Source organism: Paenibacillus sp. J31R109, from assembly GCF_059692055.1.
The window spans coordinates 665,572-685,381 of sequence record NZ_JCAUAR010000002.1 but is presented as its reverse complement, the minus strand read 5'-3'; the positions used below and the strand labels follow the sequence as shown (position 1 = coordinate 685,381).

The 19,810-nt window shown below is 45.5% G+C and carries 17 protein-coding genes; all 17 read left to right on the top strand.

Translation table 11 applies throughout. From position 1 onward, the window contains the following. Nucleotides 1-23: 23 nt before the first annotated feature. On the top strand, nucleotides 24-2,105 hold the full coding sequence (locus AC58QT_RS08880; RefSeq protein ID WP_497408584.1) for a right-handed parallel beta-helix repeat-containing protein: 2,082 nt from the start codon (nucleotides 24-26) through the stop codon (nucleotides 2,103-2,105). A gap of 31 nt (nucleotides 2,106-2,136) precedes the next feature. Next, nucleotides 2,137-4,473: a helix-turn-helix domain-containing protein gene (locus AC58QT_RS08875; RefSeq protein ID WP_497408583.1), complete on the top strand. Its 2,337-nt coding sequence runs from the start codon at nucleotides 2,137-2,139 to the stop codon at nucleotides 4,471-4,473. A 192-nt stretch (nucleotides 4,474-4,665) separates the two neighbouring features. After that, the gene (locus AC58QT_RS08870) at nucleotides 4,666-5,610 is read left to right on the top strand and encodes an ABC transporter permease subunit (RefSeq protein ID WP_497408582.1); all 945 of its coding nucleotides are present in this window, start codon (nucleotides 4,666-4,668) and stop codon (nucleotides 5,608-5,610) included. A 23-nt stretch (nucleotides 5,611-5,633) separates the two neighbouring features. Further along, nucleotides 5,634-6,533: a carbohydrate ABC transporter permease gene (locus AC58QT_RS08865; RefSeq protein ID WP_497408581.1), complete on the top strand. Its 900-nt coding sequence runs from the start codon at nucleotides 5,634-5,636 to the stop codon at nucleotides 6,531-6,533. 80 nt (nucleotides 6,534-6,613) lie between these two features. After that, nucleotides 6,614-8,164, top strand: coding sequence for an ABC transporter substrate-binding protein (locus AC58QT_RS08860; protein ID WP_497408580.1), 1,551 nt, complete (start codon nucleotides 6,614-6,616; stop codon nucleotides 8,162-8,164). Between the two features lie 232 nt (nucleotides 8,165-8,396). Then, nucleotides 8,397-8,900, top strand: coding sequence for a hypothetical protein (locus AC58QT_RS08855; RefSeq protein ID WP_497408579.1), 504 nt, complete (start codon nucleotides 8,397-8,399; stop codon nucleotides 8,898-8,900). 80 nt (nucleotides 8,901-8,980) lie between these two features. Further along, nucleotides 8,981-9,895 carry a DMT family transporter gene (locus tag AC58QT_RS08850; protein ID WP_497408578.1) on the top strand — a complete coding sequence of 305 codons (915 nt, stop codon included), beginning with the start codon at nucleotides 8,981-8,983 and terminating at the stop codon, nucleotides 9,893-9,895. 144 nt (nucleotides 9,896-10,039) lie between these two features. Next, a complete protein-coding gene (locus AC58QT_RS08845; RefSeq protein WP_497408577.1) occupies nucleotides 10,040-10,684 on the top strand; it encodes a chromate transporter in 645 nt (214 codons plus the stop codon). Between the two features lie 18 nt (nucleotides 10,685-10,702). Further along, entirely contained in the window at nucleotides 10,703-11,245 is a 543-nt protein-coding gene (locus AC58QT_RS08840; RefSeq protein WP_497408576.1) for a chromate transporter, read from the top strand. Between the two features lie 208 nt (nucleotides 11,246-11,453). Then, the gene (locus AC58QT_RS08835) at nucleotides 11,454-12,089 is read left to right on the top strand and encodes a helix-turn-helix transcriptional regulator (RefSeq protein WP_497408862.1); all 636 of its coding nucleotides are present in this window, start codon (nucleotides 11,454-11,456) and stop codon (nucleotides 12,087-12,089) included. Nucleotides 12,090-12,105: 16 nt separating this feature from the next. Beyond that, on the top strand, nucleotides 12,106-12,909 hold the full coding sequence (locus AC58QT_RS08830; protein WP_310223109.1) for a pyruvate, water dikinase regulatory protein: 804 nt from the start codon (nucleotides 12,106-12,108) through the stop codon (nucleotides 12,907-12,909). A 46-nt stretch (nucleotides 12,910-12,955) separates the two neighbouring features. After that, nucleotides 12,956-13,921: a class II fructose-bisphosphatase gene (gene glpX / locus AC58QT_RS08825; RefSeq protein WP_497408575.1), complete on the top strand. Its 966-nt coding sequence runs from the start codon at nucleotides 12,956-12,958 to the stop codon at nucleotides 13,919-13,921. 99 nt (nucleotides 13,922-14,020) lie between these two features. Continuing rightward, nucleotides 14,021-14,686 carry a hypothetical protein gene (locus AC58QT_RS08820; protein WP_497408574.1) on the top strand — a complete coding sequence of 222 codons (666 nt, stop codon included), beginning with the start codon at nucleotides 14,021-14,023 and terminating at the stop codon, nucleotides 14,684-14,686. Between the two features lie 179 nt (nucleotides 14,687-14,865). Then, entirely contained in the window at nucleotides 14,866-15,951 is a 1,086-nt protein-coding gene (locus tag AC58QT_RS08815; protein WP_497408573.1) for a Gfo/Idh/MocA family protein, read from the top strand. Between the two features lie 152 nt (nucleotides 15,952-16,103). Beyond that, on the top strand, nucleotides 16,104-16,886 hold the full coding sequence (locus tag AC58QT_RS08810; RefSeq protein WP_497408572.1) for an SDR family NAD(P)-dependent oxidoreductase: 783 nt from the start codon (nucleotides 16,104-16,106) through the stop codon (nucleotides 16,884-16,886). A 457-nt stretch (nucleotides 16,887-17,343) separates the two neighbouring features. Continuing rightward, nucleotides 17,344-18,465, top strand: a complete 1,122-nt coding sequence (locus AC58QT_RS08805; protein WP_497408571.1) for a glycoside hydrolase family 88 protein — start codon at nucleotides 17,344-17,346, stop codon at nucleotides 18,463-18,465. After that, nucleotides 18,458-19,618, top strand: coding sequence for a DUF2264 domain-containing protein (locus AC58QT_RS08800; protein WP_497408570.1), 1,161 nt, complete (start codon nucleotides 18,458-18,460; stop codon nucleotides 19,616-19,618). The genes AC58QT_RS08805 and AC58QT_RS08800 overlap by 8 nt, the downstream gene beginning before the upstream one ends. The last annotated feature ends 192 nt before the right edge of the window (nucleotides 19,619-19,810 follow it).

Genomic DNA, 19,810 nt, shown 5'->3' with positions numbered 1-19,810 from the left:
ATGTTGTATAAAGGAGTAAGCTCATGACATTGGCAGACCAATTCTATGTAGCGACAACTGGGAATGATGATCACGATGGGAGTAAAGAAAAGCCGTTTTTAACTATAACGAAAGCACAGATGACAGTTCGGAATTGCATCCAAAACGGGATGAATCACGATGTCATCGTGTTTTTGTGCGGCGGCACCTATTATGTAGAAACAACATGGCAATTCGACGAGCGAGATTCCGGAAGAAATGGTTACCGTGTCACTTATCGCAATGTGCCCGGTGAAGTCGTTACGATCGTGGGAGGCAAGCCCATTACGAACTGGGAACCCTATAGCTCAGACATGTGGCGAGCGTGGTGGGGGACTGGAAGTAACTTCCATACGTTATTTGCGGATGGTGAACGTATCACGAAAGCACGGCTGCCAGCAACGGGTTACTTCGAAGCAGAAGGAGAGCCAGAGGCTGGTTATATAGAAGGAATCCATTACCGTGAAGGGGATATTCCAATTGGAAGTGATCTCTCTCAAGCACAGGTATTTCTATGGCCTGGAAAAGGGGAGTGGAATTGGTTTTCAGAGCTGAGGGCTTTGAAAGCACACGATGTGGAAGCTAGATTTGTGCAATTCCAGCACCCTTCGATTTGGGATATCGGTGTGGGTTCGCGTTATTTTATCCAAGGCTCCCTCGATTTTCTTCAAGCTCCGGGTCAATTTCACTTGGATGAGAAGGAAGGCTGGCTCTATTACAAACCGAAAAAAGGAATACCGTTACAGCAAGAAGTCGTTGTCCCAACGGTAACGAGGCTGATTGAATTGAGAAGCAACGTTCATGATGAGCCTATTCAGCATTTTCATTTGCATGGACTCCAATTCTCCTGCACGGACTTCTGGTCCGATTATCAAATGATTCAAGCAGACGAGGGCTTGAGCAACGTGGAGCGGGATGAGCATCGTGAAGGCTTGATTTACATGCAGAACGCGGCTCATATTGAGATCTCACATTGCCAGATTGTTAACTCAGGCAGCTGCGGCATATTTTTGGATCATCAGGTGAGGAACAGCCAGATTAACAATAATCGCATTGAACATATGGGATATATGGGCATATGTGCTTCTGGATTTTCACCGCTTCAAGGACATTTTACTTCGGCGGCAGCATCGTACACGAATAGAGATCATACGATCACGAATAATGTGATTCGGTATGGTGGAGAGCTGATTGGACATGGTTGCGGGATCCTGCTCTATCAAAGCGGACATAATGAAATCACGCATAACTTGATCTCACATATGCCACGATACGGTATATCGTTGAAAGGTTTACGACATAAGGTCATGCCACCTACGATTTACGACATACCGGTAACTTGGGAGAATCACTGGGATTTCCTGCATACGAGGAATAATAACATCGCTTATAATGATATTTCACATGTGATGATGGACAGTCAAGATGGCGGTTTAATCGAATCATGGGGTGTCGGGACTCAGAATGTCATTCATGGAAACCGCTTACACCATAGTGGGATTCATTTCTCTTTCGGCTTTGGCATTTATTTGGATGATGCTTCAGATTACTTTACCGTGACTCAGAATGTGTTGACGCACCTCTATTCCACAGGGGAGGGTAAGTTGTGGATGCTTATTTTTTCGAAAGGGATAGGTAACCTCATTCAAGGAAACCTGCTCGTCTCGAATCCGGATGCGATCGCTGCGATTGGTACACAAGAAATGGCAGGCGAAGACAATAAGGATGTCAGGGTGAAGGGAAACATCATTTACAATTCTGGTTATCTCTATTATTTCGTCAACTGGCGCGATGATAAATTTGCTGAAGCGGATGGAAATCTCTATTGGCAAGATCACACTAAAGGCATTTGTCAGATTGCTGGCAAGCTTCCTCTACCAGCATCCGGTGCTGACATACTGGATCGTCATGTCTATGACTGGCTGTCATGGCGTTCCTTACTTGGAGGTAAGTTTGACGCGAACACATCGATCGCCGATCCAAGGTTCATCCAGTCAACTGATGGGAAGCTGCGGCTCCAACCGGATTCACCAGCCTATGCACTTGGTTGGATAGACATTGATGTTGCCCGGATAGGACCACAATAATATCGCGAGCATGTGAGGGGGCTTGGTCGTCTTGAAAGGATTCGGGTTCTATAAATCCAAGAAATATTTGCAGCGTGTACTGAACTCTATCCTGTTATCGATGGTAATCGTCCTATTAGCTTCGTCGTTTGCCAATACGTATTTACTTGAGAAATCAGTCAAACGGATTCAGGAAGATTCCAATCTGAAAATTCTTACCCAAATGCAATACAATTTCTCCTATATGAATGAAATCATCACGCATTTATCCTACTTCGTTTTTAAGGATAACCTGCTCATTCCATTGATGTTTGATGAAACTTTGCCCAAGATGGATTTAATCCGCAGCTACCAACGCATGTCCAGTATCATGGACAGTTCCTCGTTCTTACATTCCATGGTCGTTTATAATCATACGCAAAATGAGATTTACGGCACGACCAGCAATTTCCTTCTAGACGGCGGCGTGACCAAAAAGAAAATTTTCGATTGGCTGCTAGACCCCTCTCACATGCACGAAACTTCCCGACTCATCCCAGTGAGCCTTGAACACGAGGATGGACAGATCGATGCGTTCGCTTTTGTTGTAACCGACTCTTTAAAACCCTTCTCACGCGGTGAATCAGCTATCGTACTCTACATTAAATCTGATTGGGTATTCGATAGTTTGAAGAAAATGAACGACACAGGCAGCCGATCGCAAGGTGACATTCTGATGGGGGATCAGGAAGGCCGTTTGTACTCTTCCCACGCCTTGGGTGATTATGCGCAGTCATCGACGCAAGACGCCATACACAATTACATTATGAATCATAAGCTTGCAACGAACGAACCGTCTGGCTTTGTTATTGGGGACGTTGACGGTAAGAAAAGCATGATTACCTATATGGCAGATCCAATTCCGAATTGGACGATCCTGTATGTTCAGTCGTATGACCAATTGATGGCTGAGGTCACAGAGACTCGCGTCAAATCACTGCTGGTCTCGGGTGTATTACTTTTGATCGCCATTGGCATTTCAGTCTGGTTGTCCTATAAATTGTATCACCCGATCGAAGATATGCTGCACCGCATTCGCTTCCAGCATCCGCGTGATGAACACACAAGGCGAACCGAAGGTGATGAGTTGCATGTCATGAGTGAGAATTATCTAGCGTTATCCCATACCTTGCAGGAAATTAGTTCCGAGCACATCGTAAATAAGTATTACATCCGCAAATTTCTGACAGACGGTCAAATGTTTTCCCATCACGACATGATCCATCTGATCGAAAAGCATCGCTTAAACATCGTCTATCCATCCGACACGATTGTGTGTGTACTTCGATTAGACCATTTTCAAGCGTATGCAAGTACTACAGACCTTGCCCTAAAGAAGATGCACAGCTTTGCCATCACCAATATTGCGCAGGAAATGATGTCGAAGACATATCCTTGTGAAGCAGTGGAGGTATGGGGGGATCATGTCATCCTTATTGTTTCACGGAATGATACAGCGACGACAGGTGAAATGGATCGGATGATTCCCATTCTGAAGGAGATTCAACAAACGATTGCGACGTACTACGATTTGAGTCTGTCTTGTGGGCTTAGTGACCCGATTGCTCAGCTGACGCAGCTGTCATCTGGGTATACCCAAGCTTTGCAAAACAGCTTGTACACGGTTATTTTTGGCTACAAATCGATCATTACGAGTGAAATGGTGAAGGAAAACAACGCGAATAAGCGAGTATCCATCCCAGAAGCGATTGAGCGCAAATTATCCGAGAGCTTGAAGAAGGGCTTAATGACGGAGGCTGGTATCGAATTAGAGAAAGCATTCTCTCTTTTTGCCACTTTTCATTATCATGATATTCATCGCGCTGTAACGAATCTAGCCTGGGTGATCAAATATACAGTCGTTGAGATTATGGAGAATCGGGTAACGAAGATGAGCTTCAGCGTCGACTATATTCATCACATCCCGCAGGAAAAAGAGACGCTAGAAGAGATGTACGTCGCTCTGCTGGCTTTATGTTCCCAAATCTGTGAGGGTCAGAAACCATCCAACGTGGAACGCAATGACATGATTCTAGAAACGGTCAAAGAACTTATTCATCAGAAATATGCGGATATTAACCTCAGCCAACAAACCATAGCTTCAACCGTCAAGCTGTCATCAGCTTACTTGGGCAAATTATTTAAGGATAGCTGTCAGCTGACGTTAACGGAGTATATTAATGATATTCGACTCAAACATGCGCAGCAATTACTTGAGAATGGGGATCATTCGGTCTTAGATATTATGGAAAAATGCGGATATGCGAATCCGAGTTACTTTTTCCGACTGTTCAAAGCCAAATTCGGCAGTACCCCGAAAGAATACCGCATGAAGAAATCCATTTCATAAGAGGGATCATGGATACGACTAGCCGCCACTTCATCCACCATTTGGTGCCTAGAAGGGCGGTTTTTCACTTTTTGATGGTAAAAAAGAGAGTAATTCGAACATTGTACATAAGTTTTGTACATGAATTCTGAAATCTTACGCTATGTAAACGCTTTATCTTGTGGCAAGATACGGATATGGAGGAGGAGCACAATGAGGAAATCACATCCCATCAAAAACCGATGGCTTATACAGGAGTTCAAACATCTGCGCAAAAATCGAGAGCTGCTGTTGCTCGCGATGCCTGGCATCTTGTTTAAATTAGTCATTGCCTATTTCCCTATGATTGGTCTCATCCTTGCCTTCAAATTTTTCAGATATGATCAAGGGATTCTGGGGAGTAAGTGGAATGGGCTCAAAAATTTTGAATTCCTATTTAAATCGCAGGATGCCCTACGGATTATTCGAAACACCTTATTGTACAACATGACCTATATCTTACTTGGCACATTGGCGGCGCTAATCTTATCCATTTTGTTATATGAGGTTAGTGGACGCATGGTGAAAGTGTATCAAACGACTTTATTTTTACCGTATTTCATTTCGCTTGTTTTAGTTGGTTATATTACGTACGGCTTCTTAGAGCATAAAAGCGGCTATCTCAATACGTTATTGACGACCTTTGGGTTATCCCCGCACAAATGGTATTTGGAAACGACACCATGGTTATTTATTTTACCTTTGGTGGCTGTGTGGAAAGGTGTTGGATTCTCAACCTTGATCTACTACGCGGGGATTGTAGGCATTAATACGGAATATTATGAGGCTGCAAAATTAGATGGCGCTTCACGCGTTCAGATGATCTTTCGCATTACATTGCCCCTCATGAAACCATTAATTATCATTGTGTTTATCTTAGGCCTGGGCAATATTTTCCGCGGGGATTTCGGGTTGCATTATTTTGTACCGAATAATGTAGGAGCTAACTTCGCGACAACAGATGTCATCGATACGTATGTGTATCGTGCGCTCTCGAAGCTCGGCGACATCAATTCTGGGGCGGCTGTAGGCTTTCTGCAATCGATTGTAGGCTTAATTACTATTGTGACAGCCAATGCAGCAGTTCGCCGAATTGACAAAGATAACGCACTATTTTAATGGGGGAGGGGCTTAGGAGTCCTATGGAACTTGCACTAGCAAAACCAGTGAAAACAGCATCGATTTGGTATATCCATGTATTCTTTACGATCATTTGTCTGTTGATGATCATCCCCTTTGTGCTCGTTATTGCCGTGTCGCTGACTTCGGAGAACAGTTTAATTCAGTACGGTTATCGTTTTATTCCAAATGAGCTCAGCTTAGAAGCGTACCGAATTGTATTGAAATCACCGGAAATTTGGATGAAATCATACGGAGTTACGATTGTCATTACGGTTGTTGGCACCGTGTTATCACTATTGTTAACGACACTGACGGCCTATCCGATGTCGCGACGCGATTTTCGGTATCATCGACCACTTACATTCTATATCTTCTTCACGTTATTGTTTAATGGCGGCACGATTCCGTTCTATATGCTCATGACACAGTATCTCCATTTGAAAAATTCCATGCTTGCACTCATCATTCCACTACTGATGAATCCGTTCAATATCATTATTATGAAAAGCTATCTCGATAAAATCTCGATGGAAATCATCGAATCTGCCAAGATTGATGGCTCTAGCGAGATTCGTATTTTCTTTCGCATTATTGTTCCGCTGTCAACACCGGCGCTGGCGACGCTTGGCTTATTTATTTCTTTTGCCTATTGGAATGATTGGTTTAATGCGTTGTTGTTCATTGATGACAACAAATATGTACCGCTTCAGCTGCTTCTCGTTCGTATTTTATCGCAAATTGAGTTCTTAGCGAATTCACCTCTGGCTGAGACAGCAAGTAAATTACAGTTCGCGAACTTCCCCACATTGTCAGTTCGCATGGCTATGGCTTTGGTAGCCGGCGGGCCGATGATGATTCTGTTTCCTTTTTTCCAGAAGTACTTTATTAAAGGAATAACGGTAGGTTCATTAAAAAGCTGAGAGGAGGTGAGCGTTGCGTTGGTAAGGTTGGTTTGATGGATCTGATGAACTTAGGGGTACTTATTATGGAGGTGTGAAGGTTGAAAAAAGGAAAAAAAATGTACCTGAGCAGTGTAGCCATTATGCTTCTGAGTATGACGGTGTTAGCTGGATGCAAGACTGATACGGCAAGTGAAACGAAATCGCCGACGGCAACAACACCAGCAACTTCGACAAGCGCAACCCCAGCAACACCTGCACCAAGCACGCTGCCAGAAGTCAAGTTGACATTCTATTATCCAAGTAATCCGCCTGGTAAAGATCAAGCACTTGTGAATGAGGAAGTCAATAAGTATGTGAAGAGTAAAATCAATGCAACGGTAGACTTAAAACCTCTTTCCTTTGATGAATATGATCCGAAGCTGAATACGATTATGGCTTCCGGCGAAGCCTTTGATGTGGCGTGGGGCTCGAAATATTGGCTGCTAGGCTATCAGCCGAACATCGATAAAGGAGCACTCCTTGAGCTGACAGACGCAATGATCAGTAAAAATGCGGGTCAGGCCAGGAAGAACATTCCTGATAAATTCTGGCCAGATATGAAAGCAACTGATGGCAAGGTCTATGGCTTCCCTGTGTATCAAATTGCTGCGAAGACCAAGAGTCTTGTTATTCAAAAACAATTCGTTGATAAGTATAAATTGGATGTCAATTCAATTAAAACCTATAAAGACCTCGAGCCTTTCTTGAAGACGATCAAGACAAACGAAAAGGATGTTATTCCATTTGGAATGGCTATGAATTCTTGGGGCCTCTATACCGATCCTAATTTGGTGAATGCAGATGGACTTGCGGTTGCTTACAAAAAGGATGATAAGACGTACGCATCGATCACGAAAATTCAACAATTGTTGAATAAGAAGGACTTCTATACGACCATGCACAACTGGTCGAAAGCAGGCTATATTAATGAGGATGCACCACTAGTGAAAAACATCACGGATCTCAAGAAAAAAGGAAAAGTGGCTGTCAGTCTGGAGTTTACAACGAAACCAGGCGGTGAAGTAGATGAAATGGCGAATAACGGCAATAATCCGGTCGTGTATGTGCCGATTTCTGACTCTTACTTTACCGGTGTGGCAAGTGCGATGCAGGTCATTTCCAAAACATCCAAAAATCCAGAACGTGCCCTCATGTTTATTAATTTGCTGAACACGGATAAAGTGTTATACAACCTCATTTCGAATGGTGTGGAAGGCAAGCACTACACGAAGAAAGATGATAAGTATATCGAACCGATCAAGGATTCTGGGTATGCGCCGAATGTAGATTGGGTGTTCGGTAATCAATTCAATGCCTACTTAAAAGGTGCGCAGACGGCTGATGTATGGGATAAAACGATTAAATTGAACGAAAGCGCGATGGTTCCAGCCTCCTATGGCTTTGATGTGAACAGAGACACCATTAAATCGGAGGTTGCCAACGTGACGGCCGTCGATAACGAGTTCCAAGTTGCTCTTGAAACAGGTGCCGTAGATCCTGCGGATCAACTGCAGAAATACATCGACAAGCTGAAAGCAGCGGGGCAAGACAAGATTGATGCAGAAACGACGAAGCAATGGCAAGCCTTCTTGAAAGCGAAGGGCTTGTAAGAGTCGCAACACAAGTAGCCGTCACTTGGGGTCATTTGACCTTGTGTGGCGGCTTTTTTCATAGCTTGTCTATCATATTAGGCCAAGTTCCCGAATATAGTTGAGTGAGGGAATGACGATATGAGGTGGATGAGTAGACAAAGACAGCTGCCTTTTCAAAGTAAAAGGATGGCTGTTTTTGTTTTCATGCATATACTAATTCTACAACCCAGGAACGAAAGAGGTGATCTTGGTGGGAACACGGCTATTATCGGAGAAGCTTGTGAAAACTCGCTTTCCCCATTTAAGGTACATCCGAATTCACACTTCAGATAAATATAAGGCCACGATTTATGCTTGGACAGAGGATTTGCAACTAACGAAGCAGGATGCACTTAATGTAGAAAAATATGCAAACGCTTACTTGTACCCCTACGTCGCATTTCAAGTAAAAGCCTACTGTGCGGTTCGCGCAGATAAAGTGCCGTTAGTAGAAGAGGTGCCTGTCGAAATTGTTCAGACAGCGCTGCGCACGAACTTGAATCAATTTGGTATTCTAGCTGCGATTAATCGGCAGTTTCCCTATGGGCGTTTGCGTTTTAAGCATTATGATGTGATCCATAGTATGATTCATTTTGATTTCGATGCGCTTAAGCAAATGAGTGAGTCTGAGAAGGACAGTCTGATGCGCTATCTGCGCGAAATGATTCCACTTGGTTGTTTCTGTGAGGTTTGTTTTCTGGAAGATGATTCCTAAAGCACGGTTGTTAAGATCTGCGGGAAGGTGGTAAACTTGGTGTGCCGCAACAGCTCGTAAGATCTTAAAGGAGTGCAACTATGCTGAACCGTTCACCGTATTTCTTATTAATTCTCGCAACCTGCATTTGGGGAGGTAACTTTGTCGCGGGTAAGGCACTCGTTCTGCAAATTCCTCCCATCACTTTAGCAACAGTGCGCTGGGGAATTGCTTTCTTATGTTTACTGCCTTTTTTTGGCCAAGCAGCTTGGCGGCTCAAACATGAATTTTTTGCCCATTGGAAAATGGTGCTATTTCTCTCGCTGACAGGCGTGGCAGGATTTAACTCACTGACCTATGTTGCTGTTCAATATACAGGCTCTATTAATGCGTCATTAATGAATTCAGCGACACCTATTTTTGTAGTCTTGATCACTTGGGCAGTGATGAGGGAAAGACTTGCCTGGTGGGCGCTGCCAGGAATCGGTGTATCGATTGTAGGTGTGTGCTGGATTATCAGTCAGGGCGAATTGTCTGCGATTCTCCGATTATCGGTCAATCAAGGTGATTGGTTCATGCTAGTCGCCGTTATCTGCTGGGCTTTGTACTCAGTCGGCATGAAAAGGATGGCAGGAAAGTTCCCTGCCAGTCCTTTTTTGCTAGTTCAAGTAATGGTAGCGCTTGTTGTTTTGCTGCCAAGCTCTACCATGGAATGGGCGATCCGAGCACCTCAAGTTACGTGGAGTCCCGGCTTAGTGAGCGGTTTATTCTATGTAGGTATCTTTGCTTCCATCGTTGCTTTCCTGAGTTGGAATAAAGCGATAGAGCTTGCCGGTCCCCAGCGTTGTGCGGGATTTCTCAATTTCATCCCGTTGTTTAGCGCAATCTTTGCTACCACCTTCACCGGGGAGTCCTTGCAGCTTTATCACTTCATTGGGGCCTTCTCCATCGTGTTAGGCGTGTACATGACCAATAGGGCAATGAAGAAGCAAGTTCGCCCTTTTGTTTCAAAATAAAAGAAACTTATCATCGGGGAAACTGCTAATTGGGTGAAAGTCCCGAGTTATAAGCAGTTTCTTTGTATTGGATCACGAAAATTGATTGGATTTCCTCTCGACTTTAATTCAAAATAGAATTAAGCGTAGGGGAGGTTGAGCGTTATGTCAAAGAATATACTGAGCAAGCTTATAGCGATATTTTGCGTGTTTTTACGCATTAGCCCGCTCACATTCGGTGGCGGCTATGCGATGCTTCCAGCCATTCAACGTGAAGTGGTCTCTCAAAAACAATGGATGACAGACGATGAGATGTCTGAACTTTTGGCTATTTCGGGTGCAGCTCCAGGTGGCGTTGGTGTGAATGTGTCGGCGTTGGTCGGATACCGACTTGCAGGCGTCTCGGGGGCAGTTGCTGCGATTGTTGGAATTACGTTGCCAACCTTCTTCATCGTTCTGCTGCTTAGTTTACTCTATGCTTGGCTTGCGCATTACCCCAAAATGCAAGCCATCATGGATGGGATTCATGCGGCAATTATTGGCCTCATTGCGGCTGCTGCGTACAGAATGGCGAAATCCGCGATCTTAGACAAGCTCACACTTCTGACAACCATAGGAACGGTAATTGTAATGTTTACAGTTCCCATCTCACCGCTTGTCTTGGTCGTACTTGGTGTAGTGGTAGGTAGGATTGCTATGTATTTGAAGAACAAATGGGGCATGAACAAGCCCGTTACGCATACAGCAACACCACCCTCTACGAGTAAGGACAACAAGACTGCCGATTTTTATATGGCAGATGGCATATAGGGATGAGGTGATGGGCAGATGCTGCTTCATTTATTTCTCACATTTTTCCAAATCGGACTCCTCTCCTTTGGCGGTGGTTATGCCATTCTTCCCGTCATCCAGCTCGAGGTCGAGCGGCATCAATGGATGACCGTAGATGAATTCTATCATGTGATCGCATTAGCAGGATCCAGTCCAGGACCGATAGCCACGAACACTGCCACATTAATTGGCTATGAGACAGCGGGGGTCCCAGGGGCGATAGTTGCCACCTTAGGGATCGTACTTCCATCGCTAATTGTTATTATTCTTGTGGCTGCGTTCTTATTCCGCTGGCACTCGCATCCATGGTTTCAATCCTCCTTCTATGGATTAAAGCCTGTGGTGACTGGTTTTATCGTGTATGCGGCGCTGCATTTTGGCATGACCTCTTTCGGATCTGTACACACTGGCGTCTCATGGCGCCAGGTTGCTACACTTTTCATTGCAGGAGGAGCTTTCCTCGCCATTGTCAAATACAAGCTGCCTCCCCTTCTCGTGATCGTTTGTGCGGGCATGTTGGGCATTGTATTCTTCTTGTAAGTAAGGAGTTAGGGAGTTTAGAAAGAAACGCCTTTCAACCGTTGAGGTTGGAATGGCGTTTTTTTGTCTCTTTATAAGAAATAGGTGATAAATATTTCTTTTATAGGCAATAAACAACTTTATATATCAGATAAATGATATATAATATACAATATATAATAAATAGAACATACTATATAGCGGTATGACTTGGCATTAGGAGGGAAGCATCATCGAACTTACGGCTCGCCAGTTAGAAATTATTGATCTTGTCGGCAAATATGCACCTATTGCCGGGGAACGCATCGCGGAGCTGTTGGGCATTAGCCGGCCAACCATTCGATCGGATTTAGCCGTTTTGGTTATGCTGCGGCATATCGATGCGAAGCCCAAGGTAGGTTATTTTCTTGGCACAGCAGCGCTCGACGTACAAGCACCATTTAAATTGATCGAATCTATGAAGGTGAAGGACGTGATGGGCATTCCCGTCATCCTTCGTGAGACGGTGACCGTTAGTGATGCAGTCGTTACACTTTTTCTGGAGAATGTAGGGAGTCTGATGATTGTCAATCAAGAGGGAACCCTTGCTGGCGTCGTTTCAAGAAAGGATTTGCTTAAAGTTACACTAGGACATGCAACGGCAACGTCGATGCCAGTCTCGCTAGTGATGACCAGACAACCGAACATCATTACTGTGAAGCCGGAAGATAGTGTGTTGGAGGCCGCACGGAAGATGATTCACCATGAGGTTGACAGCTTGCCCGTCGTCCAAGCTATTGATGGTCGGGAAGGCTTGGAAGTGGTTGGCCGAATTACGAAAACAACGATGACCAAATTGCTGCTGGATGTAGCGCGGGGTACGTAAATCAGGGGGAATTTACATGGGAGAGAAGCTGCATACCATTTTCGTATGTTCGGATTCGGTAGGAGAAACAGCGAATACGGTTGTACAAGCAACGATTCGACAGTTCAATGCAAGTCAAGTTAGCGTGAAGAGACATGGTTCAATCCGCACAGAAGATGAAGTGCGAGCGATCGTAGAAGAAGCTTCACGATTAAAGGGATTTATTGCGTACACGCTGGTTCTGCCAGAGCTTAGAGAGATGATGCGGCAGGAAGCCATTCGCTTGAATGTGAATGCGATTGATATTATGGGTCCGATGATGCAAGCCTTTATCGATACGTTCAAGGATTCGCCGAAACGCAAGGTGGGGCTGTTGTATCAGCTAGATGAACAGTATTATCAACGGGTTGAAGCTGTAGAATTTACGGTTAATAGTGATGATGGCAAGGATCCAAGCACAATGAAACAAGCACATATCGTACTTCTGGGACCATCACGAACGTCGAAGACACCACTTAGCATCTATTTGGCGCATAAAGGTTATAAGGTATCGAATTATCCCCTAGTACCCGAAGTAAAACCACCAAGTATTTTATTTGACTTAGATCCCAAAAAATTAGTTGGGCTCACCATGAGTACAGATAAATTAATTGGCATTCGCACGGAACGGCTGAAAGCAGTTGGTCTTCCATTTGGTGCTAAATATGCAACGAAAGATCGCATAGAGGAAGAAATTGCTTTTGCCATGAAATTGTATCGTGAATTGGGTTGTTCCGTCATTGATGTGAGTGAGAAAGCCATTGAGGAAACAGCAGGCTTAATCTTGGCGGAAAGATCATAGCGCATCAAATAACGAATTAAACCAATTTCGGGAGGATGGATTGCTCATGCATAGAGACTTGTCGTTGGAAATCGTACGGGTAACGGAGGCCGCAGCCATTGCATCGGCAAGCTGGACGGGCAAAGGGAATAAGATCGATGCGGATGGAGCGGCAACGGCTGCGATGCGTGAATATTTCAGTGCCGTTCCTTTTCGCGGGACCGTTGTTATCGGTGAAGGGGAAATGGATGAGGCGCCTATGCTCTATATTGGAGAAGAGGTCGGCAGTGGCGCAGGGCCGGAATTTGATGTTGCCGTCGATCCGTTAGAGGGAACAGACATTGTGGCCAGTGGTCGGAATAATGCACTCTCCGTCGTCGCAATTGCTGAGAAAGGAAATCTACTCCATGCCCCGGATATGTATATGGCGAAGCTCGCGGTAGGGCCGCGTTTGGCTGGTAAGTTGAGTCTGGATGATCCGCTGGAGGTAACCATTCAGAAAGCCGCAAGTTTGCTGCAAAAGCAGATCTCCGAGCTGACCGTCTCCATTCTGGATCGCAATCGCCATGCCGAGCACATCCTTACTTTGCGTAAGCTTGGTGTCAAAATCTATTTGCTCAGCGATGGTGATGTGGCAGGTGCCATGGCGGTCGCTTTTCCCGAAACAGGCATAGATTTGCATGTCGGCTCAGGTGGAGCGCCCGAAGGGGTGCTTGCGGCTGCAGCATTGCGCTGTATGGGAGGCGAGTTGCAAGGTCGGTTGTTGCCAGAGAATGAGGAAGAGCGTCTGCGCTGCCTAGCTATGGGCATTTCCGATCCATCGAAAGTATTAGGCATGCGTGAGCTAGTGGGCGAGTCCGATATCATCTTCGCAGCAACAGGCGTCACATCCGGTGATTTCTTACATGGTGTGAAATATGGCTGGGGTGGCCGTGCTCAGACCCATTCCGTCGTTATGAGAGCTCAAACGCAGACCGTACGTTTTATCCAATGCGTCCATCAATTGCACAACGAGCAGCGCGGGAGTGCCTAAGCCTTAGAAGCTTCAAAGCCTCTCTTCAAATGATATTCATGTGCCAAGTTCCCCTCCGCATATACTTATGCCAAAGAAGATGCGAAAAGAGGGATAACGATGAGCTTGTCTTCAATTGATTTTCTTTCTGTCGTCCGCAGCTGTATTCCTGAGGAGGCCGAGATTGTCGTATTGCAGCAGGAGGGAAATCCCACGGCGATACTTTATGCCGATGTAGATGGGGATGGATTTCAAGAAATTACAGCTCTGTATAGATATTTAGATAGTCAATATTTGTTCTCCCTGAAAGAGTACTCGGGTAACTGGTTCCCGATTGCCTCGGCTTCTACAGGCAGGGAGCAGGCTGTTAAGGATTTTGCAGCAGCGCCGATCTCACGCAGAGAAGGCTGGGACGTCATTATTGGCTGGGAAAATGCAACTGAGCAGACTGCGGAATTAGATATTATTCAATGGACGCAGGCTGGATTCCAACGTGTCATTCCTCCTGGCACGACCTATTCACATGTGGAAATTGAAGATATGCCCACACGAAACGGCTCGGATGGACTTTGTGAAATTGCCTTATGGACAAAGGAGCAAGGCCAGGCGTATCGTGTAGAGACGTATCGCTGGGATCCACATCGCTTAGTTCCGACTACGGATGTGCATGCGTACTATTTTCAAAAGGTGGCTCGCTATTATGAGGAGTTAACAAAGGAGCATCCGGAAGAACAATTGTACAGGAGTTGTTTAGAGGATGCCCAGAAGCGGGCAGGTGGAAGCTAAGTTCTTTATCCAGATACCAGGGGAGATGCTCTCCTGGTATTTTTGTTGTGTCGTATTTTCTGAGTATGCTTGTCCGAAATTCAGACTTAAATTAAGCGTTTTCCTGTGCTAACATTTAAGGCAGTTGTCTAGATATCATATCATTGAATGTAAGAACAAAACCTACTGGAGGTCTTCACATGTCACGTAAGTATCGAATCGGTATTATTGGTTGCGGTGGAATTGCAAATGGTAAGCATTTACCAAGTTTGAGCAAGCTAGCTAATGTTGAATTAGTCGCATTTTGTGACATTGTCCAAGAGCGTGCAGCAACAGCAGCAGCAAAATACGGGATTGAAGGCGCAACAGTTTGCGAAGATTATAAAGAAGTACTGCAAGATGCAACGATCGACATTGTACATGTGTTAACACCGAATATTTCTCACGCAGAAATTTCGATTGCAGCACTCGAAGCTGGTAAGCACGTAATGTGTGAGAAGCCGATGGCAAAAACAGCTGAGGATGCGAAACGCATGCTTGAAACTGCGAAACGCACAGGCAAAAAACTAACCATTGGGTATAACAACCGTTTCCGCGCGGATAGCCAGCATTTGAAAAACGTTTGTGCTGATGGCGAGTTAGGACATATTTATTTTGCTAAAGCGCATGCGATTCGTCGTCGTGCTGTACCTACATGGGGTGTTTTCTTAGATGAAGAGAAACAAGGTGGAGGTCCGTTAATCGACATTGGTACGCATGCGTTAGACTTGACGCTTTGGATGATGGACAACTACAAGCCGAAGGTTGTGTTAGGAACTTCCTATCATGAGTTGTCTCAAAAAGAAAATGCAGCCAATGCATGGGGCCCTTGGGATCCAAGCAAGTTTACCGTGGAAGATTCTGCTTTCGGGATGATCGTGATGGAGAATGGTGCGACCATTATCTTGGAGTCCAGCTGGGCGTTAAATACGCTTGAAGTAGATGAAGCGAAGTGTTCGTTGAGCGGTACCGAAGGTGGAGCAGACATGAAAGGCGGACTTCGCATCAATGGTGAGAAGCACAGCCGTCTATACACAACTGAAGTTGATTTAAAAGCAGGCGGCGTTGCTTTCTATGACGGTGCCAGCGAGAGCGCAGCAGATGTAGAAATGCGTTCATGGATCAATGCGATTGAGCAAGATATCGATCCAGTTGTAACACCAGAACAAGCATTTGTGGTATCACAAATACTTGAAGCTATTTATGAGTCTGCACGTACGGGTAAAGCTGTTTACCTAAATCAATAGGAAATGAGACGGAAAGCCATTAGGATGATCGATCCTGATGGTTTTTTGTCATAGCTGTCGGTCAACTTGGATTTGAAAAAAGGCGTAGAGATGGCGTATGCTTAACCTTATAAAGGAATCATTCTGTCATAGAGGGAAAGGAAGCGAAAGCTATGCAACTAGGCTTACATAATAAAGTTGCTCTAATTACTGGAGGAAGCAAAGGGATTGGGTTAGCAACAGCCATTGCCTTATCGCGCGAAGGTGCAAAAGTAGCCATACTTGCACGTAATGCCGAGCAGCTTCAAGAAGCGGCTGTCCAGATTGCCAACTTAACCGAGGGTGAAGTGCTGACGATTCAGGCTGATGTGACATCAGAAGCGGATTGTCAGCGTGCGATTGAAGAGACTGTACAACGTTTCGGATGTTTACATATCTTAGTGAACAACGCAGGTACTGCTTCGGCAGCGCCATTCCAGCAGGTAAGCTCGGACGTGTGGCGTCAAGATTTGGAGTTGAAGCTGTTCGGAGCGATTCACTGCTCGCAATTTGCCATTCCACATATGCGCGAAGCAGGCGGTGGTTCCATCGTGAATATTACGACGTCCGCTGCAAAGACGCCGCCAGCTTCTTCACTGCCAACTTCCGTTAGCCGAGCGGCTGGCTTAGCTTTAACTAATGCGATGAGCAAAGATCTGGGTTCAGCACAGATTCGGGTCAACACCGTATGTATTGGCACGATACGAAGTGACCAAATCGAGAAGGTATGGAAGCGAGTTGCTCCAGATTTGACTTGGGAAGAATTCGCTAGCGATCCGCGGCACGATATTCCGCTAGGGCGTATTGGTAACGCGGAGGAAGCGGCCAATGTAATCACCTTTTTAGCATCGGATGCTGCTTCGTATGTGACGGGAACCTCCGTGAATATTGATGGTGGAAAAAGCGCAGCCTTATAGCAGATAACAGACAACAAAGCCTATGTCTCTCCCACAAGGGAAAGCCATAGGCTTTGTTCTTCTTCTATGTTTCTTAGGGCATGGAGTTGGATTTTAAGCTCTACGCTTCTTTCTCAGATACCAGACGATCTCAGAGATAGCGTCCCGGATTGAAGTGATTGGATGAAAAGCAAATGTTATTGTCATAAGCAAGAAACCTCCCTAACCCTGAAAGAATGTCATGCATGAATAGTATTACGTAACAAATATAGGGATGGTTCTATTTTTTTTTAGTGGGCAAAGCCTATTTTTTTGCAAGCTAGCTTGTATCGAATTTGTTCCTCCGAATTGGATATTTTCTCTTGACAGGTTAAACGTTTCAATTTAAGCTAAAAGTGAGTGTTAAACGTTTAACTCGCTCGGGCTTTTGGAGCAATCATTGAGCAACCTATAACAAGTGATACGGAGTGATTCTAACATGTGGAAACAAGCTATTGAAGATGCTTTGCAGAAGACGAAAGTAAATATTGAGCGTTTCGGGGATCAGTTCCCTCATGTCAGTGAGAACGATATTTATCATTTGAATCCAAATACGGATTGGACGGATGGCTTCTGGTCAGGCATTTTGTGGCTGGGCTATCAATACACAGGGGACAAAGTGTTCCAAGAAGCTGCACAGCGCACAGTTGCAAGCTTTAAACAAAGACTTGAGAATAATGTAGGATTAGGTCACCATGATATCGGCTTCCTCTATTCCCTGTCTTCGAAAGCGCAATGGATCCTCGAAAAGGATGAGAACGCGAAACAACTTACTTTGCAAGCTGCTGATGTCTTAATGAAGCGTTGGAGACCGAAGGGCCAGTACATTCAAGCTTGGGGTCCAGAGGGTGACGAGAAGAACGGCGGAAGAATCATTATCGATTGTCTATTGAATTTGCCATTATTGTACTGGGCTTATGAACAAACAGGTGATTCAAAATATAAAGATGTAGCTGTTATCCACGCGGATCTGTCACGCCGTTACTTGGTACGCGGTGACGATTCTTCGTACCACACGTTCTATTTCGATCAAGAAACAGGTGAACCGCTGCATGGTGGAACTCATCAAGGGTATTCCGATGGGTCAACATGGACAAGAGGACAAGCGTGGGGGATTTACGGTTTTGCGCTTTCCTACCACTATACGAAAAACCCATTATACTTAGAGACTGCCAAACGCTTAGCACGTTACTTCTTTGAGCGTCTGCCGGAAGATGATGTTGTGTATTGGGATTTCAATGCACCTGTTAATGCCGAAACGAAAAGAGATAGTTCTGCTTCTGCCATTGCATCTGCTGGAGCTCTTGAGATTCTTGAGCATTTGTCAGGGGATGATCCAGATCGTGCATTCTTGGAAAATGGTGTGCAACGTTCGATGGCTGGACTCGTGAAGTCCTACGCTACTATTGGCAAACCGGATGCACAAGGTTTCCTTGAGCGCGGTTCCTACAGTGTTCGCGGTGGAGCAGCACCGGATGATTATGTGATTTGGGGCGACTACTACTATTTAGAAGCACTTCTACGTCTAGAAAAAGGCTTCAAGGGTTATTGGTATGAGTAATTCGCTATCAACTGTGGCAACAGATCGCGCTTATTGGCTTCAGACGATGCTTCGCATTGCTGATCCTGTACTTAAGGCGCTAGCAACTAGACAACTTCGTGCCACAATGCCAGTGGAATGTAAAAAAGAAGAGCAACGCGCCTTTACGCATCTCGAAGCGTTCGGTCGTACGCTCGTCGGGATGGCGCCTTGGCTAGAGACACCTGCGCTCAATGCCGAGGAAGAAGAGATTCGCCTGACATATGGCAAGCTGGCAAGAGAGGCTATGGATGCGGCTACGGATCCTGAGTCTCCGGATTTCTTGAACTTTGCGACAGGCATGCAGCCGATCGTGGATACTGCTTTTCTGTCTCATGCGATTCTACGTGCGCCGAATACACTCTGGCACAGCTTGGATGAGCGTGTACAAGCCAATCTCGCAGCCGCGATGAAAACCTCGCGGACACGCAAGCCAGGCTTTAATAACTGGCTGCTCTTCGCAGCGATGACAGAAACGGCGCTTGGAGTCATGGGCGAGGAATGGGACCATATGCGTGTTGACTTTGCACTAAAGCAGCATGAACAATGGTATCTAGGCGACGGCATGTATGGGGATGGCGTAGACTATCATGCGGATTACTACAATAGCTTTGTTATTCAGCCAATGATGGTGGATATCATTGAGCATGTACATGCGTTATATACGGATTGGGGCAAAATGCGAGAGAACATCCTGAAACGCGCGCAACGTTATGCAGCCGTTCAGGAGCGCATGATTTCTCCGGAAGGTACGTTCCCAGCGATTGGCCGGTCATTAGCATACCGCTTCGGCGCGTTTCAATCGCTTGCTCAGACGGCACATCGTCGTGAGCTGCCCGTAGAGGTTGCGCCAGCTCAAGTACGCGGCGCCTTGACGGCTGTCATTCGCAGATTGATCGAAGCGCCAGGTACCTTTGATGAAGCCGGATGGTTGCGTATCGGTCTGTGCGGGCACCAACCTGAGTTGGGGGAGCCTTACATCTCGACAGGAAGCTTGTACCTGTGTTCTGCGGTATTCCTTCCGCTTGGATTGCCAGCGAATGATGAGTTCTGGCAAGGTGCTGATGTGCCGTGGACTTCCCAGCAGGTGTGGTCCCACCAGAAAGTGGCTATCGATCACGCGTTATACGAATAAATGTATTTATAGCACGTACACGTCCCGATGGGATGGGTACGTGTTTTTTTGAAAAATCTCTCTGTCTCCAGCAAATACAAATATCGACCACCATTTCCGTCGATTCCGATATATTTCGTTCCATGCCCTCATTGAGAGGAGAAGTTGATTTTTCTACAATAGGATGAAAGCGTTTTATTAGCCTAGCTCTTG

Excerpts from the sequence above, each read along its gene's own strand:
- AC58QT_RS08830 (WP_310223109.1), top strand. The coding sequence starts at position 12,106 with ATGGGAGAGAAGCTGCATACCATTTTCGTATGTTCGGATTCGGTAGGA.
- AC58QT_RS08865 (WP_497408581.1), top strand. The coding sequence starts at position 5,634 with ATGGAACTTGCACTAGCAAAACCAGTGAAAACAGCATCGATTTGGTAT.
- AC58QT_RS08850 (WP_497408578.1), top strand. The coding sequence starts at position 8,981 with ATGCTGAACCGTTCACCGTATTTCTTATTAATTCTCGCAACCTGCATT.
- AC58QT_RS08815 (WP_497408573.1), top strand. The coding sequence starts at position 14,866 with ATGTCACGTAAGTATCGAATCGGTATTATTGGTTGCGGTGGAATTGCA.
- AC58QT_RS08845 (WP_497408577.1), top strand. The coding sequence starts at position 10,040 with ATGTCAAAGAATATACTGAGCAAGCTTATAGCGATATTTTGCGTGTTT.
- AC58QT_RS08805 (WP_497408571.1), top strand. The coding sequence starts at position 17,344 with ATGTGGAAACAAGCTATTGAAGATGCTTTGCAGAAGACGAAAGTAAAT.
- glpX (WP_497408575.1), top strand. The coding sequence starts at position 12,956 with ATGCATAGAGACTTGTCGTTGGAAATCGTACGGGTAACGGAGGCCGCA.
- AC58QT_RS08810 (WP_497408572.1), top strand. The coding sequence starts at position 16,104 with ATGCAACTAGGCTTACATAATAAAGTTGCTCTAATTACTGGAGGAAGC.
- AC58QT_RS08820 (WP_497408574.1), top strand. The coding sequence starts at position 14,021 with ATGAGCTTGTCTTCAATTGATTTTCTTTCTGTCGTCCGCAGCTGTATT.
- AC58QT_RS08840 (WP_497408576.1), top strand. The coding sequence starts at position 10,703 with ATGCTGCTTCATTTATTTCTCACATTTTTCCAAATCGGACTCCTCTCC.
- AC58QT_RS08880 (WP_497408584.1), top strand. The coding sequence starts at position 24 with ATGACATTGGCAGACCAATTCTATGTAGCGACAACTGGGAATGATGAT.
- AC58QT_RS08870 (WP_497408582.1), top strand. The coding sequence starts at position 4,666 with ATGAGGAAATCACATCCCATCAAAAACCGATGGCTTATACAGGAGTTC.
- AC58QT_RS08800 (WP_497408570.1), top strand. The coding sequence starts at position 18,458 with ATGAGTAATTCGCTATCAACTGTGGCAACAGATCGCGCTTATTGGCTT.